At 68.3% G+C, this 15935-nt stretch carries 14 protein-coding genes and 1 pseudogene; 5 read left to right on the top strand and 10 right to left on the bottom strand.

Annotated features, from left to right (window positions below; translation table 11 throughout):
* The coding region (gene carB, locus ACFE64_RS05800; protein ID WP_375391509.1) for a carbamoyl-phosphate synthase large subunit at positions 1-1048 on the bottom strand (1048 nt) is incomplete at its 3' end.
* A 571-nt stretch (positions 1049-1619) separates the two neighbouring features.
* On the bottom strand, positions 1620-2897 hold the full coding sequence (gene carA, locus ACFE64_RS05795) for a glutamine-hydrolyzing carbamoyl-phosphate synthase small subunit (RefSeq protein WP_375391508.1): 1278 nt from the start codon (positions 2895-2897) through the stop codon (positions 1620-1622).
* A 118-nt stretch (positions 2898-3015) separates the two neighbouring features.
* Here carA and ACFE64_RS05790 point away from each other — a divergent pair, with 118 nt between their 5' ends.
* On the top strand, positions 3016-3468 hold the full coding sequence (locus ACFE64_RS05790) for a GatB/YqeY domain-containing protein (RefSeq protein ID WP_375391507.1): 453 nt from the start codon (positions 3016-3018) through the stop codon (positions 3466-3468).
* A 171-nt stretch (positions 3469-3639) separates the two neighbouring features.
* Here ACFE64_RS05790 and ACFE64_RS05785 read toward each other — a convergent pair whose 3' ends face one another.
* Entirely contained in the window at positions 3640-4014 is a 375-nt protein-coding gene (locus ACFE64_RS05785) for an endonuclease domain-containing protein (protein WP_375391506.1), read from the bottom strand.
* Between the two features lie 115 nt (positions 4015-4129).
* Here ACFE64_RS05785 and dnaG point away from each other — a divergent pair, with 115 nt between their 5' ends.
* The gene (dnaG, locus tag ACFE64_RS05780; protein ID WP_375391505.1) at positions 4130-6007 is read left to right on the top strand and encodes a DNA primase; all 1878 of its coding nucleotides are present in this window, start codon (positions 4130-4132) and stop codon (positions 6005-6007) included.
* Positions 6008-6016: 9 nt separating this feature from the next.
* Positions 6017-8059: an RNA polymerase sigma factor RpoD gene (rpoD, locus tag ACFE64_RS05775; RefSeq protein WP_375391504.1), complete on the top strand. Its 2043-nt coding sequence runs from the start codon at positions 6017-6019 to the stop codon at positions 8057-8059.
* Positions 8060-8142: 83 nt separating this feature from the next.
* Here the strand turns inward: rpoD and ACFE64_RS05770 are convergent, their stop codons facing one another.
* The 6 genes from ACFE64_RS05770 to ACFE64_RS05745 all read right to left on the bottom strand — a co-directional run bounded on the left by ACFE64_RS05770 (position 8143) and on the right by ACFE64_RS05745 (position 12662).
* Positions 8143-9285: an aspartyl/asparaginyl beta-hydroxylase domain-containing protein gene (locus ACFE64_RS05770; RefSeq protein ID WP_375391503.1), complete on the bottom strand. Its 1143-nt coding sequence runs from the start codon at positions 9283-9285 to the stop codon at positions 8143-8145.
* Between the two features lie 147 nt (positions 9286-9432).
* A complete protein-coding gene (locus ACFE64_RS05765) occupies positions 9433-10794 on the bottom strand; it encodes a DUF418 domain-containing protein (protein WP_375391502.1) in 1362 nt (453 codons plus the stop codon).
* Between the two features lie 67 nt (positions 10795-10861).
* A complete protein-coding gene (gene rplS / locus ACFE64_RS05760) occupies positions 10862-11254 on the bottom strand; it encodes a 50S ribosomal protein L19 (RefSeq protein ID WP_375391501.1) in 393 nt (130 codons plus the stop codon).
* A 3-nt stretch (positions 11255-11257) separates the two neighbouring features.
* Entirely contained in the window at positions 11258-11998 is a 741-nt protein-coding gene (trmD, locus tag ACFE64_RS05755; RefSeq protein WP_375391500.1) for a tRNA (guanosine(37)-N1)-methyltransferase TrmD, read from the bottom strand.
* On the bottom strand, positions 11995-12372 hold the full coding sequence (locus ACFE64_RS05750; RefSeq protein WP_375391499.1) for a type II toxin-antitoxin system VapC family toxin: 378 nt from the start codon (positions 12370-12372) through the stop codon (positions 11995-11997). The genes trmD and ACFE64_RS05750 overlap by 4 nt, the downstream gene beginning before the upstream one ends.
* The gene (locus ACFE64_RS05745; protein ID WP_375391498.1) at positions 12369-12662 is read right to left on the bottom strand and encodes a hypothetical protein; all 294 of its coding nucleotides are present in this window, start codon (positions 12660-12662) and stop codon (positions 12369-12371) included. The genes ACFE64_RS05750 and ACFE64_RS05745 overlap by 4 nt, the downstream gene beginning before the upstream one ends.
* 57 nt (positions 12663-12719) lie before the next feature.
* Here ACFE64_RS05745 and ACFE64_RS05740 point away from each other — a divergent pair, with 57 nt between their 5' ends.
* On the top strand, positions 12720-13625 hold the full coding sequence (locus ACFE64_RS05740; protein ID WP_375391497.1) for an NAD(P)/FAD-dependent oxidoreductase: 906 nt from the start codon (positions 12720-12722) through the stop codon (positions 13623-13625).
* Positions 13626-13783: 158 nt separating this feature from the next.
* Here ACFE64_RS05740 and ACFE64_RS05735 read toward each other — a convergent pair whose 3' ends face one another.
* Positions 13784-15202 (bottom strand): GH1 family beta-glucosidase, encoded by a 1419-nt coding sequence (locus tag ACFE64_RS05735; RefSeq protein WP_375391496.1) that lies wholly within the window; start codon positions 15200-15202, stop codon positions 13784-13786.
* Positions 15203-15602: 400 nt separating this feature from the next.
* Here ACFE64_RS05735 and ACFE64_RS05730 point away from each other — a divergent pair.
* Positions 15603-15914, top strand: a pseudogene (locus ACFE64_RS05730) (toll/interleukin-1 receptor domain-containing protein); the annotation flags it as partial.
* Positions 15915-15935 lie beyond the last annotated feature (21 nt).

The raw sequence follows: 15935 nt of genomic DNA, 5'->3' as shown, positions 1-15935 counted from the left end.
TCGGCTCGAAGCTCGCCGGCGTCGCGCCGGTGATGTCGTTGTCGATCTCGTCGAGGGTGTAGCCGACCGCCAGCTTCGCCGCGACCTTGGCGATCGGGAAGCCGGTCGCCTTGGACGCCAGCGCCGACGAGCGGCTGACGCGCGGGTTCATCTCGATGACGACCAGCCGCCCGTCCTTCGGATTGACCGCGAACTGGACGTTGGAACCGCCTGTTTCTACGCCGATTTCACGCAGCACCGCGATGCTGGCGTTGCGCATGATCTGATATTCCTTGTCGGTCAGCGTCAGCGCCGGCGCGACGGTGATCGAATCGCCGGTATGGACGCCCATCGGATCGACATTCTCGATCGCGCAGATGATGATGCAATTGTCCGCGCGGTCGCGGACCACCTCCATCTCATATTCCTTCCAGCCGAGCAGCGATTCCTCGATCAGCACCTCGCTAGTGGGGCTGGCGTCGAGCCCCTTGCGGACGATGTCGAGGAACTCCTCGCGGTTATAGGCGACGCCGCCGCCGGTGCCGCCGAGCGTGAAGGAGGGGCGTACGATCGCGGGCAGCCCGACCTTGTCCAGGCCCGCCAGCGCCTCGGCCTCGTTGTGCGCGATCGCGGACCTGGCGCTCTCCAGCCCGATCCGGTCCATCGCGTCGCGGAACTTGAGCCGATCCTCCGCCATGTCGATCGCGTCGGCGTCGGCGCCGATCATCTGCACGCCGAACCTGGCGAGCGTGCCGTCGCGGAACAGCGCCAGCGCGGTGTTGAGCGCGGTCTGGCCGCCCATCGTCGGCAGGACAGCGTCCGGCCGCTCGACCTCGATGATCCGCGCGACGACCGCGGGCGTGATCGGCTCCACGTACGTGGCGTCGGCCAGCTCGGGATCGGTCATGATCGTCGCCGGGTTGGAGTTGACCAGGACGATGCGATACCCCTCCTCGCGCAGGGCCTTGATCGCCTGCGTGCCTGAATAGTCGAACTCGCACGCCTGGCCGATGACGATCGGCCCCGCGCCGATGACGAGGATGGAGGAGATGTCGGTGCGCTTGGGCATGTATCTCAGGACTTCGAAGGGGCGGGAAGAGGCTGATTGTTTGATGGAAGCGGCGGGATCGGAGGAGAAAAGTAGGGAGTGTTGCGAGGAAACTTTGGGTTTCGACGACGCTCCGCTGCTATCATCGCCGTAAGTTTCCCTTCTAGCTCACCTTGCAAGGGCGTCGTCTCGGCGATGTAGGCTTCGGCTTGCACGGATGTGACCTGAGCGGACTGCTCAGTCATCACCTCTCGTGTGGCACGCTGAAGTGCAACGAACGCCGCTTTCGGCAAAGCCCCGAGGGCAATGTCTGACGGTGTGCCCTCTAATTGTGTGTGATCGGCAAAGCACGCAGCCGCCTCAAGTCCCCGATCGCCCACCATCACTGACCAATAAACCCGGCCGTCTTTCGACGTCGCAGCCAAAGTCTCGTGAGGTTGCACATTGATGTTGTATATCGGACCTAGGCACGGGTCGGTCGGTGGCCCGTCGAGATGAGTCCATGCTGACGTCTGCCTCGAACCCTTAACAGGAGAGCTTGCACCAGTCATGCACAACAGAGCTACTATTGCTGCTGAGCCAATCCGGGCTCTCATATCGCCGGCTGCCTCAGCATCCCCACAAACCGCTCGAACAGATAAAGACTATCCTGCGGCCCCGGGCTCGCCTCGGGGTGATACTGGACGCTGAACGCCCGCCCGCCGTCCAGCTCCAGCCCGGCGTTGCTGCCGTCGAACAGCGAGACGTGCGTCTCGGTCGCGCCCTCGGGCAGGCTCCCGCGTTCGACCGCGAAGCCGTGGTTCATGCTGGTGATCTCGACCGCGCCGTCGCTCAGCCGCTTGACCGGGTGGTTGGCGCCGCGGTGGCCCTGGAACATCTTGGTCGTGCGCCCGCCCACCGCCAGCCCGAGCAGCTGGTGGCCGAGGCAGATGCCGAACAGCGGCTTGCCCGTATCGAGCATCGCGCGGATCACCGGCACGGCATATTCGCCCGTCGCGGCCGGATCGCCGGGGCCGTTGGAGAGGAAGAAGCCGTCCGGCTGCAGCGCCATGATGTCGGCGAAGGAGGCGGTCGCGGGCACCACCGACACCCGCGCGCCGGCCAGCGCCAGGTGGCGGAAGATGGTGTGCTTCGAGCCGTAATCGACCGCGACGACGTGGGGGCGAGTTTCTCCCCTCCCGCTTGCGGGAGGGGTCGGGAAAGGGCTTGTCGAGAGGTCGGCTTCTGCGGACACGCCCTCCCCTAGCCCCTCCCGCAAGCGGGAGGGGGACTCGTCGCCGTAGCCGAACCCGAGCCGCCACACGCCGCCGTCCCAGCCGTAATGCGTCTGCGTCGACACCCCCTTCGCCAGGTCCATCCCCTCCAGCCCCGGCCAGGCGTCCGCCATCGCGCGCAGCAGGTCGAGGTCGAACAGGCCGTCGGCAGCGTGCGCGATCACGCCGGTCGGTGCGCCGCCCTCGCGGATCCGGCGCGTCAGCGCGCGCGTGTCGACGCCGGCAAGGCCGATCCGGGCGTGCCGCCTCATCCACCCGTCGAGCCGCTCGACCGCGCGGAAGTTCGACGGCGCGGTCGGCGCCTCGCGCACGATCATGCCCAGCGCGTGCGGGCCGTCCGCCTCGACGTCGTCGGGGTTGGCGCCGACATTGCCGATATGCGGGAAGGTGAAGCAGATCATCTGGCCCGCGAAGCTCGGGTCGGTCATGATCTCCTGATAGCCGGTCATCGCGGTGTGGAAGCAAACCTCCCCCACCGCCTGCCCTTCGGCGCCGAAGCCGTGGCCCCACACCACCTCGCCCGACGCCAGGACCAGGCAGCCGGTCGCGCCGTGGGGAGCTTTGGCGCGCGCGCGCGGAGAGACGGTGTCGGCCATAAGGAGGCTGGCACTCCGTTCGAGGTCACGATGTCACTAAGCCCCGGCCGCTAGCCCGCGCTTTTGTATAGGTCAACCGCACCTTCCGGTTCGCAAGAACCGGACTAAAGATGCCATCATGATTCGAGATACCATCAAGCACGCCCAGATCGCCGCCATGAAGGCCGGCGACAAGGAAAGCCGCACCGCCATCGGCCTGATCCAGGCCGCCGTGAAGAACCGCGACATCGAGGCGCGCACCCAGGCCAACCCACCCGACGACGACGCGCTGGTGGTCGAGGTGCTGCAGAAGATGGTGAAACAGCGCCGCGAGTCGATCGAGCTGTATCGCCAGGGCGGCCGCGAGGAGCTGGCGACGGCGGAGGAACGCGAGATCGCGGTGATCGAACGCTTTCTCCCTGCGCAGATGAGCGAGGCGGAGACGCGCACGGCGATCGCGGCGATCAAGGCCGAGCTCGGCGCGAGCGGCATGAAGGACATGGGCCGGGTGATGGCCGCGCTGAAGACGCGCCACGCGGCGAGCCTCGACATGAGCAAGGCGAGCGCGCTGGTGAAGGCGGCGTTGGGGTGAGGACTCCCGCTCCTCCACCGCGCTAGCGGGGGAGGGGGACCGCTCGCGAAGCGAGGGGTGGAGGGGGCTCGCGCGACGCTGAGGTTTGCGCGAAACCCACTCCGCCACGCGAGCGGGCTCGCGTGCCACCTCCCCCGCTATCGCCGTTGAGGAGCAAGGGAGGCGAGCGCGTCAAATAGTTGATGGCGGCTGGCGCGACATTGCAACAGACACGATGTGGTTCAGCACGGCTTCCAGCCGGCGAAACACGTCCTGGGCGGTGAACCGCAAGGTAAGGACGCCCTGCTCGGCAACCCACGCATCGCGGATCGCATCGCGTTCGGGCTGATCGCCGCGATCGTGGAATTCGCCATCGACTTCGATGGCCAACGCGGCGGGAGCGCAGTAAAAATCAAGGTCATAGACGCCGGCCGGATGCTGGCGACGGAAGTGGAATCCGGCCGGTGATTTGCGCAGTTCCCGCCAGAGCGCGACTTCGGCGGCGCTCATTGCTCGACGCGCTACCCGAGCGCGCCTTCTGGCGCCGTCGCTTCCTTTCAGGCGCATGGCGAGCCCCCTCCACCACCGCTCAGCGGCGGTCCCCCTCCCCCGCTAGCGCGGTGGAGGAGCAGGCGACAAGCCTACCGTACGGACGCGCTTTGCGGCATACCGAATCGTCGCCATGACCCTCACCCCCGCCTTCCTCGACGAGCTTCGCGCCCGCACCGGCCTTTCGGCGCTGATCGGGCGGACCGTGAAGCTCACCCGCGCCGGGCGCGAGGTGCGCGGGTGCTGCCCGTTCCACAACGAGAAGACGCCCTCCTTCTACGTCAATGACGACAAGGGCTTCTACCATTGCTTCGGCTGCTCCGCGCATGGCGACGCGATCCGGTGGATGACCGATCAGCGCGGGCTGCCGTTCATGGACGCGGTGAAGGAGCTTGCCCAGGCGGCCGGGCTGGAGGTGCCCGCGCCCGACCCGCGCGCCGCAGAGCGGCAGGAACGCGCCAAGGGCCTGCACGAGGCGATGCAGGCGGCGGCGGACTGGTTCGCGCAGCAGCTCGCCGGGCTGGACGGCGCCGAGGCGCGCGCGCTGCTGAAGCGCCGGGGCGTCACCGAGGCGACCGCCCGCGCCTTCCAGTTCGGCTTCGCCCCCGACGCGCGCGGCCGGCTGCGGGGGGCGTTGAAGGAGTATGGCGATCCGCTGCTGATCGAGGCCGGGCTGCTGATCCAGGTCGAGGAAAAGGAGCCGTACGACCGGTTCCGCGGCCGGCTGATGATCCCGATCCGCGACCCGCGGGGCCGGGTGATCGCGTTCGGCGGCCGCGTCATCGGAGAGGGCGAACCCAAATACCTCAACTCGCCCGACACGCCGCTGTTCGACAAGGGTCGCACGCTGTTCAATCTCGATCGCGCCGCCGCCGCCGCACGCGCGAAGGCGCGCGTGGTGGTGGTCGAGGGCTATATGGACGTGGTCGCGCTCGCCCAGGCCGGCGTCGCGGAAGCGGTCGCGCCGCTCGGCACCGCGCTGACCGAGACGCAGCTGGAGCGGCTGTGGCGGCTGGCCGACGTGCCGCTGCTCTGCCTGGACGGCGACGCCGCGGGTCAGAAGGCGGCGCTGCGGGCCGCGCACCGCGCGCTGCCGCTGCTCCAGCCCGGCCGCAGCATCGCCTTCGCGACGCTGCCGGCGGGGCAGGACCCGGACGATCTGGTCCGCGCCGGGGGGGCGACGGCGCTCGACGCGGTGCTGCGCCGGACGGAGCCGCTGGTCGAGCGGCTGTGGACCACGGAGCGCGACGCGCAGCCGCTCGACACGCCCGAGCAGCGGGCGGGCCTGCGCCAGCGGCTGACCGACCTCGCCGGCGGCATCGCGCATCCCGGCGTCCGCACCGAATACACCGCCGAGTTCCGCCGCCGCTTCGACGCCCAGTTCCACAGGGCGTTTGCCGCACCGCGTCGCGCCTTCGTGCCCCGCGGCCCGCAGCCGCCTGGAAACCGCATGGCGCGCGGCTGGAAGGAGCCGCTCGCGCCGGTGACCGCCGACGCCAGGGCCGTCCGGGACGGCGGCATCGACCGCATCCTCGCCAAGCCCGTGCTCGCCGGCCTGATCCGCCATCCGGGCGAGATCGCCCGGCATCTTGACGTGCTGGGCGGGCTGCGCTTCGCCGACGCGGAGCTCGACCGGCTCTGCGGCGCGCTGGTCGACCTCGCCGCCGCCGATCACCGCGACGCCGGCCAGCTGCGCATCGCACTAACGCGCCATGGCTGCGACGCCGCCGCGACCGCGCTGCTGCGCGGCGACGCGACGCCCTATTCCTTCACGCAGGCCGGCGGCGATCCCGTCCGCGCCGCCGCCGATCTGGACGAGGCGATCGCGATCATGGTCGCCGCCCCCGAGATCGAGGAAGCGCTCGCCGCGGCGACGCACGCGATGCAGCGCCATTTCGACGACGACGCGTTCGCGCGTCAGATCGGCCTCGTGCGCGAGAAGCAAGCCTTGGAAATGCGGCTTGCAAACCTATGTGATGCGGCCGAAGACGCGCGCGCGTCTCTCGCTTGAGGATCATTGATGGCGGCGAAAGCAACACTGGCGGCGGACACGGCCGAGGCGCCCGAGACGACGGATGCCCCCCTTCTGGACCTGTCCGACGCGCAGATCAAGAAGGTGATCGCCCGTGCCAAGAAGCGCGGCTACATCACCTATGACCAGCTCAACGAAGCGCTCCCCCAGGGCGAGATGACCTCCGACCAGATCGAGGACGTCAGCGCCGCGCTGTCCGAAATGGGCATCAACATCGTCGACAACGACGAGGCCGGCGAAGAAGGCGACGCCGAACCCGAAACGCCGGACGACGAGCCCGATGTCGCTGACGCCGAGCAGGACAATGCCCCCGCGCTGGAGACCAAGAAGAAGGAGACGATCGATCGCACCGACGATCCGGTCCGCATGTACCTGCGCGAGATGGGGGCGGTCGAGCTGCTGTCACGCGAGGGCGAGATCGCGATCGCCAAGCGCATCGAGGCCGGCCGCGACACGATGATCCTGGGGCTGTGCGAGAGCCCGATCACCTTCCACGCCATCATCGACTGGTCGACCCAGCTGAACGAAGGCTCGATGCAGCTGCGCGAGATCCTCGATCTCGACGCGATGCTCTCCAAGGGCCCGTCCGCCGAGCAGGTCGCGGCGTCCGAGGACGACGATACCGGCGAGATCAGCGAGCAGGCCGCCGGCCCGTCCTTCAAGGAGGAGGAGGACGTCAAGCACGAGGCGCCCGCCGACGAGGAGGAGGACGACCTCACCGAGCGCCGCGCGCCGCGCCCGTCCGACGACGAGGAGGAGGACAACACCCTCAGCCTCGCGCAGATGGAGGAGCAGCTCAAGCCGCAGGCGCTGGAACGCTTCGCCAACATCACGGGCCTCTACAAGAAGTTCAGCAAGGTCCAGCAGCACCGCCTCGACGCGATGGGCGCGGGCGGCGACCTATCGGCCGCGGACGAGCGCAAATACCAGAAGCTGCGCGAGGAGCTGACCGCCGAGGTCGAGAGCGTCCAGTTCCACAACGCCAAGATCGAGTATCTCGTCGACCAGCTCTACGCCTTCAACCGCCGCCTGACCGCGCTGGGCGGGCAGATGCTGCGCCTGGCCGAGCGCCACAAGGTGCCGCGCAAGGCGTTCCTCGACAGCTATGTCGGCCACGAGATGGACGACAGCTGGCTCGCCTCGGTGGGCAAGACCGACAAGAAATGGACGGCGTTCGCGACCAACGAGGGCGCGGCGGTGGACCGCATCCGCATCGAGATCAGCGAGATCGCGCAGCAGACCGGCATGGCGCTCGGCGAGTTCCGCCGCATCGTCAACACGGTGCAGAAGGCCGAGCGCGAGGCGCGCATCGCCAAGAAGGAGATGGTCGAGGCGAACCTGCGCCTCGTCATCTCGATCGCCAAGAAGTACACCAACCGCGGGCTGCAGTTCCTGGACCTGATCCAGGAGGGCAATATCGGCCTGATGAAGGCGGTCGACAAGTTCGAGTATCGCCGCGGCTACAAGTTCTCGACCTATGCGACGTGGTGGATCCGCCAGGCGATCACCCGCAGCATCGCCGACCAGGCGCGCACGATCCGCATCCCGGTGCACATGATCGAGACGATCAACAAGCTGGTCCGCACCAGCCGCCAGTTCCTCCACGAGCAGGGCCGCGAGCCCACGCCCGAGGAGATGGCGGAGCGCCTATCCATGCCCTTGGAGAAGGTCCGCAAGGTGATGAAGATCGCCAAGGAGCCGATCTCCCTCGAAACGCCGATCGGCGACGAGGAAGACAGCCACCTCGGCGACTTCATCGAGGACAAGAACGCGGTGATCCCCGTCGATGCCGCGATCCAGGCGAACCTGAAGGAGACGGTTACGCGCGTCCTGGCGTCACTGACGCCGCGCGAGGAGCGCGTGCTGCGGATGCGCTTCGGGATCGGCATGAATACCGACCACACGCTGGAAGAGGTCGGCCAGCAGTTCTCCGTGACGCGCGAGCGCATCCGCCAGATCGAGGCCAAGGCGCTCAGGAAGCTCAAGCATCCCTCGCGCAGCCGCAAGATGCGCAGCTTCCTGGATCAGTAGGCGGAGCGCGGGGGCCATTGTCCCCCGCCCGTCCCCACCTCTCGCGCACCTCGTCCAGACTGCGCGGAGGTCCCCCGGGGGTGCTACGCTGCCCGGATCAGCTGCCGGTTCATCAGGTCGGTGACCGCCATTCTTTCGGCCGGCGCAAGCTCGGGTCGCCAGAGATCGGCGATCAGGACGACCCGATCCTCCTGGCTCTTGTTCCAGGCTTCATGCTCGATCGTGTCGTCGAAGATCAGTGGCGTGCCGATCTCCCATTGGCGGGTTTCGCCACCGACGCGGAAGGCACAATCCGACGGCACGATCAGCGGGATGTGCAGGATGACATGGGCGTTGGTGATGCCAGTATGCGGTGCGATGTGCCCCCCGGCCTTCAACACGGAAAACCAGACGCTTGGCGCGATCAGCGCGATGGCGGGGCTCGCCAACCGGCGCACGAGGGCCATGGTCCTGGGACAGTGATCGGCGAACTCGTCGACCGTCCGGCCGCTGCGGATCAACGGTATCATCGACCAGCGTCGCACATCGGCGTTCAGGTCGGTCTGATCGGCATGTTGATAGACATTCCCGAAAGCGCCCGCCTTCGCGTCGATCAAGTCGAGGAATTCGCGGCGGATGCTGTCGGTCTCCGCCAGCAGGTCCTCGATGCCGGCAAACTCGTCCTTCTCGAAATACTCGCGATGCGGAAGGCCCGGGATGATGAACCTTGACGGATCCAGCGGGCCACGGGCGAAGTTTTCCAGCACGCTGGTGCGGAAACCGTCCACGCGCGCGCGCGCATGATCGTCCAGTCGCGCTTCGGGACGCTCGCCCCATCGGACGACGGACTGCTGCCAGTCCTGGTCCGCAGCGGCGCGCTCACGTGCCCGGTCGAGCTGATGTCTGATGGGGGGAGACAGCGCCGAGTCCGGTGGTGCGTAGCGCAAGGCGGCGCGATAGGTCCGACCGGCAAGGTCGAGGGCATCCGTGGCCTGCAGCAGGTCTGCGCGCATCAGCAGGGCGAGAAAGTTCGTCTGGTCTGCCTTGATCGCGGCCTCGGTTACGCTCAGCGCCGCCTCGATCTCGCCGAGGGCGCGCCGGACGACCGCCAGGCGAAGCAGGATCGCGCTGTCGTGCGACTGGCCGACCGCCTCTTCGAGCAGCGTCGCCGCCTGTTGCCGCTGACCCGCGCGCAGCGCCGCATCGGCACGAGCGACGATGGACGCGGTTGCGCTTGACGACTGCATGGCCGGCTCATGAACGTCCGATCGAAATGACACTACTGATCCAAATCAACTTTGCGAGGGATTTGGTGGATCCAGGCAGGACATGACGCGCCGCCAGCCCGACCGGCAACCATGGTCGCGGTCTGGCCAGCGGACGTCGCCCGCGCCTCAGGCCGCCGCGAGCCCGCCCTGCCCCGCCGCCGCACCGCGCCGGAACGGCAGCACCTGTCTGGCGATGATCGAGCGCCAGGCCCATTCGACCGGCGCGATGGCGAAGCGCTTCACCCACCAGTTCGCCAGCGCGAGCAGCAGCAGGTCCACCGCCGACGCCGTCAACATCAGTCCGGCCCAGCCCTGTCGGCCGTAGAGCGCCAGCCCCCAGGGCGGGTAGAGTACCCACAGGCACAGCAAGGTCTGCGCGACATAGATCGACAGCGCGGTGCGTCCCGCCGCCTCGAACGGCCGGAGCAGGCGCGCGCCGGCGGCGGTGCCGAACAGCAGGTTGACGAGCCCGAGATGGCCGAGCGTCGTCGCCAGCCGCGCATATTCGCCGGTCGCGTAGACCAGATAGGGCCAGTCGTCGAAGCGCGTGACGGCCCAGGCCTCGCCCGCGCGCAGGCTGAGCCCGATCAGATAGGCGAGCACGGTCAGCCGCAGGTAGACGGCGCGCGAGCGACCGCCCTGGATGATTTCCCAGCGATAGAGCGCGGCGCCGATCAGCATCGTGCCGGCCGCTTCCCAGATCGCGAACAGCTCGAATCCGCTCTGCTCCAGATAGATCATCACGTGCCAGGCGGACCCGATCCAGCGCGCCGGCCCGGCGGTGCGCGCCCGGTTCTCGGCGTCGATCTCCTTCTGGTCGGCGGCCTTGCCGCGCGCGCGGGCGGACCTGCGCTGCTCGAATTGCGCCAGCCGCTGGCGCTCGGGCTGGGTGAGCCCCGGGCCGTGATCGCGCTTGACCAGCAGCGCGGCGCCGTCGGCGCGACGATGCTGCGCCTGGATGATGGACGTCCCCGCCCCACCAATCTGCACCGTCGCCATGATGAGGCCGATCGCGAGCAGCGCGCGCGGCGGCAGCCGCCGGAACAGCATCGCGACCAGCGCCGCCAGGCCATAGGTGTGGAGGATGTCGCCCGGCCACAGCAGGACGAAGATGTGGACGAGCCCGAACAGGAACAGGACGATGTTGCGGAAGGCGTAGGCGCCGAGCACCCGCCCCTCGCCGAGCCGGGTGGCGGCGCGATCGGTCAGGATGACCATCCCGACCCCGAACAGCATCTCGAGCAGGCAGCGCGCGGTGCCGTTGGCGAGGACCTCGCGCAGCCACCACGCGATCCGGTCCGCGCCCGTCCAGCCCAGCGCGCGCGGGAACTCGCCGCTGCCGATCAGCGAGCCGCCCATGTCGTTGACGTTCATGAACAGGATGCCGAGGATCGCGATCCCGCGCAGGATGTCGAGCAGCGCCAGCCGCGGCGCGCCGTCCGGCTCCGCCGGGCTCGCGACCGCGGTGGTCATCACCAGGTCCGCCATGATCGCCCCTCCCTGCCGCCTGTGTTATCTCAACAACACAGCATCGGCAAGCAAGGGAGGCGACGGACTATTCGGCGGCGACGGTGCCCTTGGCCGGGCGCGTGTCCCGGCGTTCGGCGATCCGCGCCGACTTGCCGGTGCGGCCGCGCAGGTAATAGAGCTTGGCGCGGCGCACGGCGCCCTTGCGCACCACCTCGATCGTGTCGATCGACAGCGAGTAGAGTGGGAAGACGCGCTCGACGCCCTCGCCGAAGCTGATCTTGCGGACGGTGAAGGACGAGCCCATGCCCTTGTTGGCGCGGGCGATACAGACGCCCTCATAGGCCTGGACGCGGGTGCGCTCGCCCTCGACCACCTTGACGCCGACCTTGAGCGTGTCGCCGGGGCGGAACTCGGGAATGGGGCGCGCTTGGGTCAGCTTCTGGATCTGCTCGGCTTCGAGCTGCTGGATCAGGTTCATGGTCTATCCGTCCGTCTCGCGCCGCGCGCCAGAGGGCGACGGACCCCGAGCACCCCCATGGCGCTCCCAAAGGTCCGGCCGCCTTAGCCTTGTATCGGTCGCGGCCTGCTGCTTGCGCCAGGCCGCGATCCGCGCATGATCCCCAGACCGCAGCACCTCGGGGATCGAGCGCCCTTCCCATTCGACGGGTCGGGTATAATGCGGGTATTCGAGCAGCCCCGTTTCGAAGCTCTCGTCCACGCCGCTGGAGGGTGCGCCCATTACGCCGGGCAGGAGGCGAACGCAAGCGTCGAGCAGTGCCAGCGCCGCCGGTTCGCCCCCGGAGAGGACGATGTCGCCGAGCGATACCTGCTCGATGGCGCGCGCCGCGAACAGTCGCTCGTCGAAGCCCTCGAAGCGGCCGCAGAGCAGGATCACGCCCGGCCCGGCGGCGAGCGCCCGCACCCGCGCCTGGGTCAGCGGCGTGCCGCGCGGGGTGAGCGCGATCGCGGGGCGCCGCAGGTCTTCGGCGTCCGCGACGCTGTCGAGCGCGGCGGCGAGCACGTCCGCGCGCAGCACCATCCCCGCACCGCCGCCGGCCGGCGTATCGTCCACCGAACGGTGCCGATCGGTCGCGAAGTCACGGATCTGCACCGCTTCGCACGACCAGCGCCCCTCCCCCAGCGCCCGGCCGGCGAGCGACACGCCCAGCGGCCCGGGAAACATCTCGGGGTAGAGGGTGAGGACGGTCGCGGCGAAGGTCACCGGACCCAGTTTTCCACCTGCAGCTTTGGTATCTCGACAAAGTCGCGCTCGTTATCGGTCACGAGCGTCACATCCAGCGCCAGAGCATGGGCGGCGATCAATTGATCGTAGCTTGCCCGCCGGAACCCCAATGACGCGTACGCCGTGGCGGCGGCCCGGTCGAACTCCAGGACGGGCACCTCCTCCACGAACGCCCGCAAACGATCGATCGACGGCGGCTTGTCGCGTACCGACCCGTGCAGCACCTCGGCATAGACGATCGCCGACATCACGAGGTCGCCATCATCACACGCGGCCATTCTGCCGCGCAGGACGTTGTCGCCGGTACCAAGGGCCGCGGCAATGACGATATTGGAATCGAGCAGAAACTTCACGTTCCGCTGCCGTTCCTGGCCCTCCACTCCGGGTCTTCCCAGAGCAGCGGCCGATGTTCGAAGACGCGATCGTCGGACTGGATCGGCTGCAGCCCCGAGCCGGCGGCGCAGCCCCACACTTTGTCGATGTTGAACTTGCGTTTGGATCGTCCGACGGGCTCGAACGCGAACTTGCCTGCCTCCTCGCGCACCACCATCTCGGTCCCTTCCGCGATCCCCAAGGCCTTGGGCAGGCGCAGCGCGACCGAGTTGCCGGACTTGAACACCTTGGCCCTGTATTCGTTGGTCATCACGAACACTCCTGTAGATACAGGACGTATATACATCGAGGCGGCTGCGCAAGACGAATGGACGACTGCATCATCATCGGCGGCGGCCCGGCCGGGCTGACCGCGGCGATCTATCTGGCGCGCTTCCACCTGCGCATCCGGCTGTTCGACTGCGGCTCCAGCCGGGCGGCGCTGATACCGTGCACGCGCAACCATGCGGGCCATCCCGACGGCATCCCGGGCATCGACCTCCTGCTGCTGATGCGGCGGCAGGCGGAACGGTTCGGCGTCGTGCGCGAGGCGGCGGCGGTGGAAGCAATCGAGCTGGAGGACGGACGATTTACCGTGGTCGTCGGCGGCGCGCGCCACCCCGCGCGCGCCGTGCTGCTGGCGACGGGCGTGGTCAATCACCGGCCCGCGATGGACCCGGCGCTGCACGATCGGGCGCTCGCGGCGGGGCTGCTGCGCTACTGCCCGATCTGCGACGGCTATGAGGTGACCGACAAACGCGTCGGCGTGATCGGCACCGGCGATCACGGCATGCGCGAGGCGCTGTTCCTGCGCGGCTACACGCGCGACGTGACGCTGATCGCGCCGGACGGCGCGCATGGGCTCGATCCGGCGTGCGAAGCCAAGCTCGACGAAGCGGGCATCCGTCACGTCGATGGGCCGTGCGGCGGCTGGGCGATCGAGGGCGAGCGGCTGGCGCTCGACACCGCCGAGGGGCGGCAGGACTTCGACAGCATCTATCCCGCGCTCGGCTCGCACATCCGCTCCGAACTGGCGGTCGCGGCGGGCGCGCGGGCGAGCGACGAGGGCTGCCTGGAGGTCGACGACCACCAGCGTACCAGCGTCCCGGGCCTGTTCGCGGCCGGCGACGTGGTGAAGGGGCTGGACCAGATCAGCCACGCGATGGGCGAGGCCGGGGTGGCGGCGACGGCGATCCGCAACCTGCTGGCCGAGCAACGGCCATTGTGGCGGTGAGGACAAGGTCACCACTTCGCCCGCGACACGCCGGCCGGGGGGCCGCTGCCCTATGGACTTCGATGTCGGGCAAATGCCATAGGGTTTCATTCCGATCGAGAAGGTGTGGATCGCCTTCATCGCCGTTCGTCGTCGGGCGTGGCGGCGACTTCGCACGTTCAGACTAAACGGTTCTGGCGGATCACCTCCCGATACCACGCGGCGCTGAGCTTGGGAGTGCGTCGCTGCGTCGCGAAATCGACATGGTGGATGCCGAAACGCTTGCCATAGCCATCGGCCCATTCGAAATTGTCGAGCAGACTCCAGAGGAAGTAGCCGTGGAGCGGATAGCCCTCCGCGATCGAACGGTGGAACTGGCCGAGATAGTTGCGCAGATACATGACGCGATCGGCATCGTCGATGCGGCCATTGACCACGGGATCGTCCGCCGAAGCGCCGTTCTCCGATATGTAGAGCATCTCCGGCTTCCACAGGTCGCCGACAAGGCGGACGCCCCAATAGGCGGCCTCGGGACCGACGACGAGCCAGGGCGATGCCATGCGCGGCGACGAGGCCAGGTGGGGCACGATCGCATAGCCCTTCGGTCCATCGTCCGCTCGGACCCATTCGGGCGCGTAGATGTTGAGCGCCACGAAATCGAGCGGGCTGCCGATCGCGGCCATGTCGCCGGGCTTCACCTGCGGGGCGTCGGCACCCGCTTTGGCCAGATAGCTGTCGAGGTAACGTCCTTCCATGATCGCGGTCAGGAACATGGCGTTGTTCTCGCGGAAGGCCGTTCGCGCGGCGGCGACGTGCTCGGGCGTCTCGATCGCGGGCACGTAGACGGTGGCGTTGTCGGCAATCCCGACCTGAGTGCCGGCCCGCCCGTGCGCACGGATCGCCTGGACACCTAACCCATGCGCAAGCACGCCGTGATGGCGGACCTGGTTCACCTCCCGTGCGGCGAGCTTGAGGCCGGGCGCGTGGATGCCCGTGAGATGACCCAGGTCGGTGAAGCACCGCAACTCATTGACAGTCATGAAGCTACCCACGCGATCGGACAGCTTGCCCGCCATGAAACCCGCGTAGTCGGCATAGGCAAGGGCGGTGTCGCGGTTTTGCCATCCGCCGGGCAGGGCGGCCGGCAAATCCCAGTGGAACAGGGTGAGATACGGCTCGATGCCGGCGGCAAGCAGCTGGTCGACGACGCGGCTGTAATGATCCACGCCCTTCTGATTGGCGCGACCACGCCCCTCGGGAAAGATGCGCGACCACGCGACCGAAAAGCGGTAGCTGTTGACCCCCAACGCCTTCAGCAGCGCGACGTCCTCCGCGTGACGGTGATAGCTGTCGCAGGCGACGTCGCCCGTATCGCCGTTGGCGATCTTGCCGGGGGTGTGAGCGAACACGTCCCAGTTCGTCTTGCCGCGTCCATCCTCGTTGACCGCGCCTTCGATCTGATAGGCCGCGGTGGCGCAGCCCCATCGGAAATCATTCGGAAAGGCGCGACTGATCGGCTCCGCGAACGCCGGCCGGTCGCCAACGACGAGACCTGCGCCCAGCGCAAAGCCGCCACGAACAAAACCGCGCCGATCCATCAGCCCTCCTCCTTGTGAACGTTCACATTGGGGAGACTATGCCCTCGTGATGCTGGGGGCAAGTGCCCGAATGATGGTGCAAGGAAAGCCACGACGACCTGCGTTGTCCGGCATGATCGACCGTGGTCTGGACCGTCGAGATTGACGGGTCGCCACAGCCGCCTCCCCGGCGGCCGGAGTCCCGGTGCGAGCTTTGATGCTGGTCTCGACCTCCGCCTGGGAAGCAAAATAGTCCGGCGTCAACGCGCCGGACCCCGAGGTCAGGCGTCGATCCAGGCCGGATCGATCACCAGCCGCTCGGCGCTCCAGTCCGGCACGGCGGCCGATCGCAGCGGGGCCATGAGGCGCTTGCCGCCAACACGCCCGCCGCTAGGATAACGGCGAAGCCGGGGGGCGCGCGATGGCCGATCTGTTCATATCGTACAAGGCGGAGGACCGCGGGCGTATCGCGCCCTTGATCGCGGCGCTGGAGGCCGACGGCGTGGCCCTGTGGTGGGACGCGCATATCGGCGGCGGCTCCGCCTGGCGCGACGCCATCGAAAGCGAGTTGAACGCCGCCCGCTGCGTGCTCGTGGTGTGGAGCCAGCGCTCGACCGGGCCGGACGGCAGCTTCGTCCGTGACGAGGCGACGCGGGCGCTGCGCCGCGGTGTCTATCTCCCCGTTCGCATCGATTCGGTCGAGCCGCCGCTCGGCTTCGGCGAGACGCAGGCGCTGTCGCTGATCGGCTGGAAA

Origin of the sequence: uncultured Sphingomonas sp. (assembly GCF_964250165.1) — a bacterium.
GTDB lineage: Bacteria > Pseudomonadota > Alphaproteobacteria > Sphingomonadales > Sphingomonadaceae > Sphingomonas.
The sequence above is the reverse complement of the archived record's forward strand: the minus strand, read 5'-3'. Positions and strand labels throughout refer to the sequence as shown.

Excerpts from the sequence above, each read along its gene's own strand:
- rplS (WP_375391501.1), bottom strand. The coding sequence starts at position 11,254 with ATGAACCTGATCCAGCAGCTCGAAGCCGAGCAGATCCAGAAGCTGACC.
- ACFE64_RS05735 (WP_375391496.1), bottom strand. The coding sequence starts at position 15,202 with ATGGATCGGCGCGGTTTTGTTCGTGGCGGCTTTGCGCTGGGCGCAGGT.
- rpoD (WP_375391504.1), top strand. The coding sequence starts at position 6,017 with ATGGCGGCGAAAGCAACACTGGCGGCGGACACGGCCGAGGCGCCCGAG.
- ACFE64_RS05745 (WP_375391498.1), bottom strand. The coding sequence starts at position 12,662 with ATGACCAACGAATACAGGGCCAAGGTGTTCAAGTCCGGCAACTCGGTC.
- carA (WP_375391508.1), bottom strand. The coding sequence starts at position 2,897 with ATGGCCGACACCGTCTCTCCGCGCGCGCGCGCCAAAGCTCCCCACGGC.
- ACFE64_RS05790 (WP_375391507.1), top strand. The coding sequence starts at position 3,016 with ATGATTCGAGATACCATCAAGCACGCCCAGATCGCCGCCATGAAGGCC.
- ACFE64_RS05765 (WP_375391502.1), bottom strand. The coding sequence starts at position 10,794 with ATGGCGGACCTGGTGATGACCACCGCGGTCGCGAGCCCGGCGGAGCCG.
- ACFE64_RS05740 (WP_375391497.1), top strand. The coding sequence starts at position 12,720 with ATGGACGACTGCATCATCATCGGCGGCGGCCCGGCCGGGCTGACCGCG.
- ACFE64_RS05770 (WP_375391503.1), bottom strand. The coding sequence starts at position 9,285 with ATGCAGTCGTCAAGCGCAACCGCGTCCATCGTCGCTCGTGCCGATGCG.
- ACFE64_RS05785 (WP_375391506.1), bottom strand. The coding sequence starts at position 4,014 with ATGCGCCTGAAAGGAAGCGACGGCGCCAGAAGGCGCGCTCGGGTAGCG.
- dnaG (WP_375391505.1), top strand. The coding sequence starts at position 4,130 with ATGACCCTCACCCCCGCCTTCCTCGACGAGCTTCGCGCCCGCACCGGC.